Genomic DNA, 12,342 nt, shown 5'->3' with positions numbered 1-12,342 from the left:
CACCGTCTTAATCTGAGACAGAGGGAATTGTTTGCCTAGCCCTCTTCTACTTTTCTTTGAAGTTTTCCCTCGAATCATTCGATAATACTAAGAGGGGGAAATTGTGAAAACCACAGGCATTATTCTTCATTCCGGCCTTCTTGTTTTGCTGCTGGGACTTAGTCTTTCTTTGCCTTCAATGGCGAAGGCTCAATCTGATCAAAAGCATTATTTGCTTGCACAAACTGACCCCGATGAGGCTTACGATCCATTCTCTGACTACAGTGAATTCGATGAAGATTCTGACGAAGAAGCTGACGTTAACTTCTTCCGTAACGGTCGCTTCCTGACTGTGGGTATCAATGTTGGTTATCGCGGTTTCACAGGTAACTTTGCTGATGAATATTCTGCGGCGCCTGACTTCGGTTTGACGATGACGTATTTCTTCGACTTGCGTTTAGCAATGTCTTTGGGCTTCCAAACTGGTGACCACAACGTAAAATTCACGGCGAATGATAAATCGACAACGTACTCTGGTAACGTGTCGATCACTTCTATCAACGTAGACTTGAAGTACTACCTCAATACACAAAACGTAACTCGTGGTTTGGCGGACTTGAATCCTTATATCCTGGGTGGTCTTGGTCAATTCTATCGCACGTACACATTGGCAGGTCTTGACGGTTACAGCCGTGACTCGACGATGGGTTTCGATTTAGGTGCGGGTCTCGAGATTCCATTGATGCGCAAGAAAGCCTTTTTGGGTCTGCAAGCAACGTATCACTACGTCAACTTCTCGGATGAAAACAAAACGCGCGTCTCTAACGGTGGCGGTACCGACGTCCTTGATAAACCACTATCAGGTGACTTGTACGATGTGCTGTTCATCTTAGGTATGAACTTCTAAAGAAAAAGGCTCCGCACAGGAGCCTTTTTTATTTCTACCAGAACAAGCTTATGACTTGCATGATGAAACCCAACGCAATGACTGCGGGGGCTGCCCATTTCAGCACGAAAATCCAATGAGGATACATCGAGTAGCTGACGAACTTTTCTTTATCAATGAAGCTGGTCTCTTTTTCTTTTTCTGACGTGCCTTTATAGAACGCCACCAGAATCGCCAAAGCAATCAAAGGCAGCAACCAGTTGATCAGCAACGAATCCAAACCTTCAATCAACGAACGACCACCAAAGCGCACAGTTTTAAACACTGAACTTGATAAGGCTGGGAAGATTGTCAGGACCAAAGCAACCAGACCAGAATACCAAGTCGCACGACCACGGCCGATATTCTTTTGCGTGTCCACGAAGTTCGACACAACAACTTCTAATAGCCCGATACTGGCATTTAAAGCCGCAAGGTAAAGACAGACAAAGAACGCAAGACCAAACAACGCCCCACCGTGAATACCCAACAAATAGCGCGGCAAAACTTCAAACATCAACGCGGGATCTGTTAACGGTACGTTTGAAGCTTGGAAGGCCACTGGGAAAATCATCATCACGGCGATCAATGAAATCGCACTATCCACCAAGGCGACACGGAAACCCGCCGTCGGCACATGGTCTTCATCACGCATGTAAGAACCGTAAGTCACCATCGTACCAAAGCCCAATGACAACGTGAAGAATACGTGACCTAAAGCATGATTCAACGAGGACCACGTTAATTTAGAAAAATCAGGATAGAAAAGGAAACGCACTACTTCCGGAGTGGAAGGCAGCGAGAATGATTTAATCAGAAGAACCATCACCAAGGCCGCAAAAAGAGGCATCATATAACTGATCCATCTTTCCAAACCTTCTTGCACACCCTTCACAACCACTACGACTGTGATAAGCAAATGCGCACTCGCAAGCATCAATTGCAACCAACCGTTACTCATCAACGCCGCTAAATTGGTTTTACTAGAAGCACTTTCGTAATCAGAAAATAACGAGACAAAGAATTGGGTCATGAAATGCAGAACCCAACCACTGATCACGGCGTAATACGACAGAACAACGATAGAAAGAATAACTGCGAAGCGACCCGCCCACTTAAATCCCGAATTGGATTTTTGCGCCATTTGCTGAGTCGCCACGATAACCGATTTGCGCGTATTCTTACCAAGCATCAGCTCAGCAATCAGCATCGGAGCGCCAATTGCCAAAGCCATGAACACATACAACAAGATGAAGGCACCGCCCCCATTTTCGCCAACTACGTAAGGAAAACGCCACAGATTTCCCAGACCACAGGCAGAACCAATGGCCAAAAGATAAAATCCAAAGCGAGTTCTCCACGAGCCGCGTTTTGCCATCTATTCGCCGCCCTTACGTGACTTCATACAGAAGATACGAATTGGCAAACCATGAAGGTCCCATTTTTCCTTGATGTTTTTAATCAAGAAGCGACGATACGAATTCGATACGCCATCTGGATGATTGGCGAAGGCGATAAACGCTGGTGGTTTTTGATAAGTTTGAGTCACGTAATAGAACTTCACGTTCGTTGTACCCCAAACCGGAGCTGGAGCTTTACGAATCGTTTCGAAGAAGAAGTCATTCAACTCTGCAGTTGGAACGCGGAAGTTGATTTGATCCGTAACTCTTTCGATCGTCTCAAACAACTCTTCAATACCTGCACCCGTTTTCGCACTTGTGAACACCACGTGTACGTCCTCAAAGAAGTGGAATACGCGTTGAACTTGCTCACGGAAAACTTTGCGGTATTCAGGAATCTCTTTACCACCAAGGTCTGATTTGTTGGCAACAACGATCACACCTTTATGGTCTTCAAGAATAGCTTGCATGATGCGCGCATCTTGATCCGTTGGACCAATTGTACCATCGATCATCAACAAGATGATGTCAGATCTGCGCATCGCCTCTTGAGATTTAAACGCAGAGATGATCTCTAGATCTTCTTCACGTTTCGCAGACTTACGAAGACCTGCAGTATCCACAAGAGTGTACTTACGATCGTTATAAACAAACGGCGAATCCACGGCGTCAATTGTTGTTCCTGCGATATCAGAAACCAACATACGATTCACACCCAAAAGAAGATTACAGATAGAGCTCTTACCAACGTTAGGTTTACCAACGATAGTAATGTTCATACCTTCTTTGACTGTGCCTGGATTTTCAGGAACCAAGTTTACAATCCATTCAAGGATCTGACCGACACCGCGACGTTGCTCGAAGGATGCAGAAATAATATCCACACCGAACTCATAGAAATCTGCTTTCGCAGTTTCTTCTTCCATCACTTTATCGACTTTATTGATAACCAACAAAAACGGTTTACCCGTTTGTTTGGCTACGCGGATGATATCGCGATCTTCAGGCAAAAGACCTGCACGGCCGTCCATCACTGCCACGATCAAATCCACAGAGTGCAAGAACTCCGTCACTTGTTCACGAATCAGTTTCGAGAAGATGTCACCAGCCTCAGTAATACCACCTGTATCGATCAAATCGAATTGTTTGCCCCAGATATCTACGGGCTCGATCATGATATCACGAGTAACACCAGATTGGTTTTTCACAACCGCTTTGCGTGTCTCTGTGATGATGTTAAACAATGTCGACTTACCTACGTTGGGGCGACCGATGATCGCCACTTTAGGTGCGAAATCAGTCTTCAGATTCGATGACATATCCCAACTCCTTCATAATTCTCTTATTGCCAAACCACTCTGGTTTCGCAGTTACATTCAGATCCAAAAATACTTTTTCATCCATGACTTTTTCTAATTCTTTGCGCGCATCCATACCGATCTTTTTGATTACAGTCGCACCTTTACCGATAACGATCGCCTTGTGGCTTTCTTTCGATACGATGATTTCCGCATAGATCTTTGGCAAAGGTCCGCTTTCATCAAATTTTATGATACGCACAGCAAGATTGTACGGAATCTCATGATGAAGATTCTCGAAGCATTTCTCACGGATGATTTCAGAGGCCATGTCACGAATGTTTTCGTTCGTGAATAGTTCAGCATCGTACAAAGGCGCTGGAGATTCTGGCATAAGCTCCAAGAACTCAATCAACATCGCTTCACGCTCTTCGATATCGTCTTTGTATTTAGTTGCAGAAGTCGACAAGGCTTTACCACCGCGATCTTCAATCATCTTTTTCAGAATCATGATACGGTGAGCTTTTTCTTCGATATCTACTTTCGTGATAACACCGATCCATGGTTTGCCACTGCTAGCAACCATGTCGATCACTTTTTCGTTATCTTCAGCTTTCGCTTCATCGATAGAAAGAATCGCCAACAATGCATCTGAGTTCGCGATCACGTCTTTCGCTTCTTGATGAAGGAAGCCATTCAATCCTGAATCAGAATTGATTAAACCCGGAGCATCTACGAACACCACTTGGCCTTTTTCAGTACTCCAGATACCTAGAATACGACGGCGTGTTGTTTGCGGTTTTGCAGAGACGATTGACACCTTCTCGTCCACAAGAAAGTTCATCAATGTGCTCTTTCCTGCGTTCGGTTGCCCGATTAGTCCTAAAAATCCAGCCTTATAACTCATCTTAATTCGTCTCCTTAAACTTGTTCTCGAGGGCGCATTTCGCCGCAAATTGTTCGGCGTTTTTCTTGCTTCGTCCCCGCCCCTGGGCCCAGACCTCATCTTTAATTTTCACACACACCAGAAACTCTCTGTCATGTGGAGGTCCTTCTTCCGCGAGAACTTCGTACTTCGGCGTTTCTTTCATCGCCTTCTGCACTACTTCCTGCAGTCGTGTTTTATAATCTCTTTCAAAATCCTCTTCACCGCAGACTTTGTCACACAAAGGTAAGAACTCTTTGCGGATAAAATCTTTAGCTACTTGAAAACCACCGTCTAAGTACACAGCACCGACGATCGCTTCCAACGAAGACGCTAACAAACGTGGTTTCAATGCACCACCTGTCTGCGCCTCCCCTTTGCCCAATTGCAGAAGCTTATTTAGCTCCATCTCACGCGCAAGTTCGAACAACACTTCTTCGTTCACGATGCTGGCGCGCTTCTTCGACAACCCACCTTCTGTGTCATTCGGAAATTTCTCATACAAGAACTCCCCGACAACCAGATCCAACACCGCATCACCTAAGAATTCTAATTTCTCGTTGTGCTCGATGCTGTTTTTTAATTCGTTCGCGTAGCTCTTGTGGGTCAATGCTCGAGCCAACAGCGCATTATTTTTAAACGTATAATTCAGGCGCTTCTCTAACTCCGTCATGTCAGCACCTCGCCGATCAAGTGACCTTCCATATGAGATTTATTGGAATGATCATAGCCTATGATTTTCACATCGACTTCTTGACCCGCCCAGTGCTCAAGGAAGCTTTCAGCCCCCGCGATATCCACTGGCCAGTAATCGTGACTTAAACCTTGGCCACCTTTAGCTGCATTCTTTAAAACCAGAACGCGCTTCGTTGTGCCCAATTGTAGATTTGCTTGTTCTGTGTAACGGGCAATACTTAATTCACGCAAACGCGCAGCACGTTCAGCACGTACATGCGGATAAACGGAAACATCCATCGCCGCCGCACGAGTGCCTTGACGCTCGCTGTATGGGAAAACGTGCAACTTCGTCCATGGAAGATCTTTTAAACAATCAAACGTATCTTGGAATTGTTCTTCCGTTTCTGTTGGGAAACCCGTGATCACATCCATACCAACAAAAGAGCCGGGAACGCGTTCAGAAATCGCAAGCAAAGATTTGCGCACGTCTTCCTGAGTGTATTTACGCTTCATGTGGTGAAGAACATCGGTGTTAGCACTTTGAATGCTCATATGGAAATGAGGACACAAACGTGAATCTTGATAAAGATCCAGCAAACGCTCCGAAACCTCAACTGGTTCTAACGAAGACAAACGGAAGCGTGGCATTTTTGTGCGCACCAGAAGATTTTCGATCAAATCTTCCATCACCATTTTCTGACCGTTGATTTCATCTTCGTAGTCGCCGATGTGCACGCCAGTTAATACAACCTCGCGTGAACCTTCAGTGTAAAGATCGTTAATTCTTTGCACTAAGTTTGCGATCGAAATGCTGCGGCTTTTACCGCGCGCATAAGGAATAATGCAGTAAGTGCAAAAGCTATTACAGCCATCTTGAATTTTTAAGAACGTACGCGTGTGGTGTTTTTCAATACCACCACCCATTTCCAAATCTTCTTTTTTGAAGATATTGGATTTAAAGACTTTCTCTGTCAGTTCGCCTTTGAAGTGTTTGTTCAAAAGGTCTGGCAAAGATCCTTTATGAGAATTCGCAACAATCAAATCCGCACCCGGCAAAGACGAGAAAGAACCCGTATCCACTTGAGCCGCACAACCCGTTACGACGATTGTACAAAACGGATCTTTAACTTTTAAACGACGAATATAACGAACAGCTTCTTTCGTGGCTTCCGCAGTCACGGCGCACGTATTCAAAACGTGAATACGTGCATTTTTATCACCGCGAACAACGGGAGCAAAACCGTTCGAATTCAGATTTTTCTGAATAAGACCGGCATCGTAAGTATTAACCTTACAACCGAACGTATGAACTTGATAAAGCAGCCCGCCAGGCTGCTTTTGGTCAGTTACAGAGTGATCCATCCGCCTCCCACAAGTTCACGGTCGCGATAGAACACAGCTGCCTGACCCGGAGTCACCGCACGTTGAGGTTCTTGGAATTTCAATTTAAAGCCATTCGCTGTTTTGAAAACTTGCGCCGGCGAACCTTTGTGTTGGTAGCGAATTTTCACATTCATGATTTCGCCATCTTGCAGATCACCCAAAAGTTTAGGATCAACAACATCCACTTCATGAGCGAACAAATGACTTTCGTCACCCACCCATACCGTGTTGTCAGCAGCATCAATTTTGATCACGAACAATTTTTCGTGGTAGTCCATACCTAGCCCCTTACTTTGACCGTAAGTGTAGTTATGAATACCATCGTGCTTCGCCATCACTTCGCCCGTTGGATAACGTTTCAACAAACCTTTTTTTGTATCTAGAACAGCTTTAGGTACTTGGCCTTTGATGAAGTTTTGGTAGCCTTGGTTGCCGACAAAACAAATACCTTGCGAATCTTTTTTCTTCGCCGTCACAAGACCCATTTTTTCAGAGTACTCGCGAACTTGTGGCTTTTTCATATCGCCAATCGGGAATAATAATTTTGGGACTAATTCTGGATCGATCGTGAACAAGAAATACGTTTGATCTTTCCAATCGTCCGTTGACGTGTGAATCGCCGCTTTACCGTTTTCATCAGTCACGATTTTCGCATAGTGACCTGTTGCCAAGTAATCACACTCAAGCTCTTTCATCTTTCTGACAAGATGATCGAATTTTAAATAGGTATTGCAGTTCACACATGGAAGTGGCGTTTGCCCTTCCAAGTACGCTTTCAAAAATGGATCGATAACCGCTTGGCGGAATTTCGCTTCACAATTCAAAACGTAAAATGGAATTCCCAAACGATCCGCAACAGCGCGCGCATCATCAACATCGATGCTTGAGCAGCATGTGCCGTTGCCTTCTTCGATGTCACAAGAGGTGTAATCCCACACTTGCATCGTGGCACCGATAACTTCGTATCCCTGTTCAACTAACAGCGCAGCCGCGGCAGAACTGTCCACGCCTCCGCTCATAGCAACAAGAACTCTTCCTTTAGACATGATAAGAGTCTCCTTCTTTTTCTTCTGCTTCCTTCAATGAACGCAGTCTCTCTACAACAATTTTTAACGTATCTACGAAACCATCGACCTGTTCGAGTGTCGTGTCCCAACCTAGACTCACACGCAATGAGTTTTGTGCCTCATCACGCGACAAACCCATCGCAAGTAAAACCGGGCTTGGCTCAGGATTTCCGCTTGAACATGCAGCGCCTGTACTTACCGCGTAGCCTTTGATATCCAACGACATCAACATCGTTTCACCGTCAGCTCCTGGTAACACCAACGCACTTGTGTTTGGCAAACGTGGGGTTTCACCAGCAGTGACAGAGACATTTTCAATCTCTGCCAAGATACGTGCTTCCATGTGGTTACGTAGAACTTCAACAGACTTCGCTTTTTCAGCAATGAGGTTTGCGCGTTTCGCAACAACACCCAATGCACCGATACCCAATGTGTTTTCAGTGCCACCACGACGGTGACGCTCTTGTGCGCCTCCGTGAATCAGTGGACTGAAGTTTGAACCTTTGCGTGAATACAAGAAGCCGCTGCCTTTAATCGAATAGAACTTATGACCCGAGAAAGAGGCAAAATCGACACCAAGATCGTGCAAATTCACTGGCACTTTACCGAAACCTTGAACGGCATCGGTATGAAACAAAGCTCCTTTTGCATGAGCCATTGCTGCCATTTGTTTAATTGGGAAAAGCGTTCCTGTTTCGTTATTCGCAAACATCACAGAAACCAGAGCTGTCTCTTCAGACAAATGCTCTTCGTAAAATTTCAAATCAATTTCGCCCTTGCGATTCACCGGGATCACGTCCACGCGAACGCCCAAAGACTTCATGTGCATCATCGTTTTGAAAACTGCAGGATGCTCAACCGCCGAACACATGAAATGCATGCGACGACGTTGTTCTGGTGGCAGAGCTTGCGAAGTTTGCAAATACTCAAACACACCTTTGATCACGGTGTTATTGGCCTCACTACCGCCCACTGTGAAGATGATTTCCAAAGGACTCACACCAACAGCATCGGCAATCGCTTTGCGCGCATCGCGGATCACGTTCTTCGGCTGTCGACCTGCCCAGTGAATAGAACTGGCGTTACCCCAAGCTTCTGCAAGTTCAGGCAGAGCTTCGAGCACTTCTTTGCACACGGGAGTCGTGGCATTGTGGTCGAGGTAGATTACGGATTTGGTCTGAGTCATAAGTTGGCGCACCCTAGCATAATTCTTAAATATTTGAAACCTCTAAGAGTTTTTGCCCTTGAAGGGCTGTTCAGCGCGTTAGCAAAGCTGCAAAAAATACAACAATTATGTAACGCAAACAGACCCGGAAATCCCTCTTATTTTGACCTTTTCCTAGACCTAGACTCAGGTTTTTACTGTAAAAGCCGATAATTCCATAGATGAGTCAACACGCATGGTTTGAACATTTTAAAGAGAAACTTCAGGCACTTACGCCCGCTTTTGAAGAAAGCGGTACGATGATGAGCCTGCTGGGTTTCGCTATCAAAGAAAAGCACCTCAGCTCTGAGGACTATCTAAAATGGGCCATGACTCACTATCGTCTTCCGTACTTACAGGATCGCTTTTTTAAAGAAACTCCCCTTTCTCAGGAAATGTTCGCGAAGTGGGCGACGCATTACCCGTGGTCGGCAGAGTGTCTTCCTGTGGCGGAATGGGATGGCGCACTTATCGTAGCTTGTCTTCAACCGCCGCAGGATTTTCCAACATTCCCTTCGGCAGTAATTGTTCTAGCCTCTTTGGAAAACATGGAAGCTGCTTGGAAAGCTTATCATCCTGAAGTTGCTTCAGCCTCCGCGACAGCCGTCGCTGCGGCACTGCCCGCGTCCGCGGAAACAGCGCCGGAAGGCATCGATTTATCTGTTGTTACGACTTCTAAAAAATCAGATTCATTCTCATTCGAAGATCTGGGTGTTGCCCCTGAAGCCAAAGATGATGAAGTCATTCTTGAAGGCGAAGAAGCTGGCGGCGCAAAACTTGATGGCATCTTCGACGGTTTCACAGTCACAAAATTAGAAGCACTCGCTCCTAAAGAGCCAGGCACTGAGTCTGTTGTCGCTGAAGTGAAACAAGATTCTGTCGTTGCTGCAACTGAAGCAAAAACAGTTGTAACTCAAGCACCGAAATCTTCGATCTTAGAAAAAACGAATATTGGTGAAGTGCCTAAAGAAGACACTTCACTTCCGGCTGCAGCTCCAGCTACGTCAGCAGGAAAACCAAATATCCCGCCGCCTCCGGCTAAAGCGACTCCTGCAGCTAGCGCTGCTGCGAATCCGCCTCCGTTTGAGGATAGCTTCGTTAAAGAACCTATCGCCGTTGTGCCACGCCCGGCTGGTGTTGCAAAACCAACATTGAATCCAGTCGCGAATGGTACTTTTGCCTTGGATAAACTTAAAAAGAAAAACACAGCTGCTTTAACAGAGCGTGTGAAAACTGTTTTAAGTGAAATGAAATCACACTTTGAAAAATCGATGATTTTGACTTTGGACGATCAAGAAACGCAAGCGACAGCATTTGCTTGGGATGAAAACTTCAAAGGCATGAAAGACACATCCGTGCGCGTACCATTGAAGACGCCAAGTATTTTCAATATCGTTGCGGCGACTTCAAAACCATTCCACGGTTACGTTTCACTAAACGAAATCAACGAAAAATTCTTTGAAGACTGGAATCAAGGTCGCGTGCCTGATCACGTGACGATCGCCCCTATTTTGATCAACGACAAACTTGTTGGTATGCTTGTGGGCTTCGCTGAAAAAGCCGCTTACAACAGAACTTCTTTGTCTCTAGCAGAAAAGCTTTCTGTCGACTTCGTTAAGGGCCTTCAGGCCGCTTAATTCATTTAAATAGACATTTCCCCTCGAGAACTCATAGAATTTCACTATGAGTTTGCAATTGATTAGTATTGAACAAAAAGCGTTCCCCACGAAACTTGATGGCAACAATATCTATCTTGAACGTCACAGCCAAGCGATCGCAAACGACATGTTCAATACGATTGAAGCCAATCGCGAACGCCTTCGCCAATTCTTACCCTGGGTCGATAACACCAAAGAACTCGATAACAGCCGCGCGTGGATCAACCTCGCTCTTGCGGAATGGGATAGCCTTGCGATGTTCGATTATGGCATTTACTTGAAAGACACCAAGAAATATGTCGGCAACATCGGTGTTCACAATATCAACTGGGAAGTGCAAAAGTGCGAATTAGGTTATTGGCTTTCCAGCGAAGCTGAAGGTCGCGGCATCATGAGTGAAGCCGTGCGAATTATCGAAGCCTATTGTTTCAACGCTAAATTTCATCGCGTCGAAATTCGCTGTTCTTCCAACAATATTCGTTCTGCTGAAGTCGCTAAACGTTGCGGTTATGTTTTCGAAGGAGAACTGAGAGAAGACGCGCGCGAGATGGGAAAATATCGCAACACAAAAATCTTCGGAAAACTGTCCCAGGAATTCTTTAAAAAATAGATTCGGAATCTGCGAGGACTTAAAGAAGTTGAACTGCGATAGAACGCTGACCTTCGACATCGGTCTTTTGCAATTTCACTTCAACGCGTTGCCAGTTTAAAGGCAGATAATCGTAATCCAAGCGCTGTGCCCATTCGATCACAACCAAGCCCTGCTTTTCAGCGAACAAATCCCAGAAACCAGAACTTTCCAAATCGTCGTCGTCTTTCAGACGATAAAGATCCAGATGGTCCATTGATTTTCCTTCTGAGTTTTCATAGCGAAGATGAATTGCAAATGACGGCGACTGCACGTCTTTCATTCCCAACACATCGGCGATCATTTGCGTGGAAGTGGTTTTGCCAGCGCCCACGTCGCCGCTTAAAAGCAAAATACAGCGATTACTTAAATGCGGAAGGAACTCTTGCCAAAAAGCTTTAAGTTCTTCCTGATTCGCAATCGTGCGTTTTGAATTCAAAATCGACGACATAAAGTTTTACTTTAAGATCTTTCTCATTTTTCTAACTGATTCTTCCATGCCGTATTCAAGGGCGTAACATACCAACGAGTGGCCAATGTTCACTTCTTGAAGATGCGGAAGCTTATTGATCATTTTAGAGTGTTCGTAATCAAGACCGTGACCTGCGTGAACGTTCAAACCCAAATAGTTCGCCCATTCCGCTGCCTCAACCAGACGTTTCCATTCGCGCTGTTTTGCGGGACCTTTAAGGTGAACCCATTTGCCCGTGTGAAATTCAACGGCGTCAGCACCCACTTCGTAAGATGCTTCCACTTGCTCAATAGAAGGCTCGATGAACATCGAAATCTCAATGCCAATGCGTTGAAGTTTTTCAACCATTGGAAGCATTTTCTTAAAGCCTTTTTTAACATCAAGGCCACCTTCAGTCGTAAGCTCTGCTCTTTTTTCAGGAACAAAACACACCCAGTCAGGACGATATTTTTTAGCGAAAGAAACCATCTGTGGAGTTGCCGCCATTTCCAGGTTCAACATCACAGGGCAAGATTTAGAAAGAGTTTTTAAGTCGTGCAATTGAATGTGACGACGATCTTCACGCAAATGAATCGTGATTTGCTCAGCGCCACCTTTCACGGATTTTTTCACCATATCCAAAACACTTGGATAGGCCGTTGTCCCGCCACGAACCTGACGAAGAGTTGCTACGTGATCAACATTCACGCCCAAACGAATTTTATGTTTCATGCTTTTGCTCCAGC

Annotated in this window: 12 protein-coding genes; 3 read left to right on the top strand and 9 right to left on the bottom strand. The window is 45.3% G+C overall.

Features of this window, described 5'->3' with window-relative positions:
- Positions 1–103 precede the first annotated feature (103 nt).
- Positions 104–886 carry a porin family protein gene (locus tag DOE51_RS09135; protein WP_246845523.1) on the top strand — a complete coding sequence of 261 codons (783 nt, stop codon included), beginning with the start codon at positions 104–106 and terminating at the stop codon, positions 884–886.
- Positions 887–920: 34 nt separating this feature from the next.
- Here DOE51_RS09135 and DOE51_RS09130 read toward each other — a convergent pair whose 3' ends face one another.
- Genes DOE51_RS09130 through DOE51_RS09100 form a run of 7 tightly spaced genes read right to left on the bottom strand, consistent with a single transcriptional unit; the run spans position 921 to position 8,841 of the window.
- A complete protein-coding gene (locus DOE51_RS09130; RefSeq protein WP_142696221.1) occupies positions 921–2,282 on the bottom strand; it encodes a sodium-dependent transporter in 1,362 nt (453 codons plus the stop codon).
- Entirely contained in the window at positions 2,283–3,623 is a 1,341-nt protein-coding gene (der, locus tag DOE51_RS09125) for a ribosome biogenesis GTPase Der (RefSeq protein ID WP_142696220.1), read from the bottom strand. It lies immediately after the preceding gene.
- Positions 3,601–4,509: a GTPase Era gene (gene era, locus DOE51_RS09120; protein ID WP_142696219.1), complete on the bottom strand. Its 909-nt coding sequence runs from the start codon at positions 4,507–4,509 to the stop codon at positions 3,601–3,603. The genes der and era overlap by 23 nt, the downstream gene beginning before the upstream one ends.
- A gap of 1 nt (position 4,510) precedes the next feature.
- Complete coding sequence (gene rnc, locus DOE51_RS09115; RefSeq protein WP_142696218.1) at positions 4,511–5,200, bottom strand: ribonuclease III; 690 nt, start codon at positions 5,198–5,200, stop codon at positions 4,511–4,513.
- Positions 5,197–6,567: a tRNA (N(6)-L-threonylcarbamoyladenosine(37)-C(2))-methylthiotransferase MtaB gene (mtaB, locus tag DOE51_RS09110; RefSeq protein ID WP_246845521.1), complete on the bottom strand. Its 1,371-nt coding sequence runs from the start codon at positions 6,565–6,567 to the stop codon at positions 5,197–5,199. Before mtaB ends, rnc begins: the two co-directional genes overlap by 4 nt.
- Positions 6,552–7,634 (bottom strand): tRNA 2-thiouridine(34) synthase MnmA, encoded by a 1,083-nt coding sequence (gene mnmA, locus DOE51_RS09105; RefSeq protein ID WP_246845520.1) that lies wholly within the window; start codon positions 7,632–7,634, stop codon positions 6,552–6,554. The genes mtaB and mnmA overlap by 16 nt, the downstream gene beginning before the upstream one ends.
- Positions 7,627–8,841, bottom strand: coding sequence for a cysteine desulfurase family protein (locus DOE51_RS09100; protein ID WP_142696217.1), 1,215 nt, complete (start codon positions 8,839–8,841; stop codon positions 7,627–7,629). Before DOE51_RS09100 ends, mnmA begins: the two co-directional genes overlap by 8 nt.
- 200 nt (positions 8,842–9,041) lie before the next feature.
- On the opposite strand from DOE51_RS09100, the gene DOE51_RS09095 reads away from it, so the two are divergent.
- On the top strand, positions 9,042–10,496 hold the full coding sequence (locus DOE51_RS09095) for a hypothetical protein (protein WP_142696216.1): 1,455 nt from the start codon (positions 9,042–9,044) through the stop codon (positions 10,494–10,496).
- A gap of 46 nt (positions 10,497–10,542) precedes the next feature.
- A complete protein-coding gene (locus tag DOE51_RS09090) occupies positions 10,543–11,127 on the top strand; it encodes a GNAT family N-acetyltransferase (protein ID WP_142696215.1) in 585 nt (194 codons plus the stop codon).
- Between the two features lie 19 nt (positions 11,128–11,146).
- On the opposite strand, the gene tsaE is transcribed toward DOE51_RS09090, so the two are convergent.
- Positions 11,147–11,596 (bottom strand): tRNA (adenosine(37)-N6)-threonylcarbamoyltransferase complex ATPase subunit type 1 TsaE, encoded by a 450-nt coding sequence (tsaE, locus tag DOE51_RS09085; RefSeq protein WP_142696214.1) that lies wholly within the window; start codon positions 11,594–11,596, stop codon positions 11,147–11,149.
- A 6-nt stretch (positions 11,597–11,602) separates the two neighbouring features.
- A complete protein-coding gene (locus DOE51_RS09080) occupies positions 11,603–12,328 on the bottom strand; it encodes a pyridoxine 5'-phosphate synthase (protein ID WP_142696213.1) in 726 nt (241 codons plus the stop codon).
- Positions 12,329–12,342 lie beyond the last annotated feature (14 nt).

It is taken from the genome of Bdellovibrio sp. NC01 (genome assembly GCF_006874625.1).
Lineage (GTDB): Bacteria > Bdellovibrionota > Bdellovibrionia > Bdellovibrionales > Bdellovibrionaceae > Bdellovibrio.
Note: the sequence above shows the minus strand (reverse complement) of the source record. Positions and strands in the feature narration are given on the sequence as shown.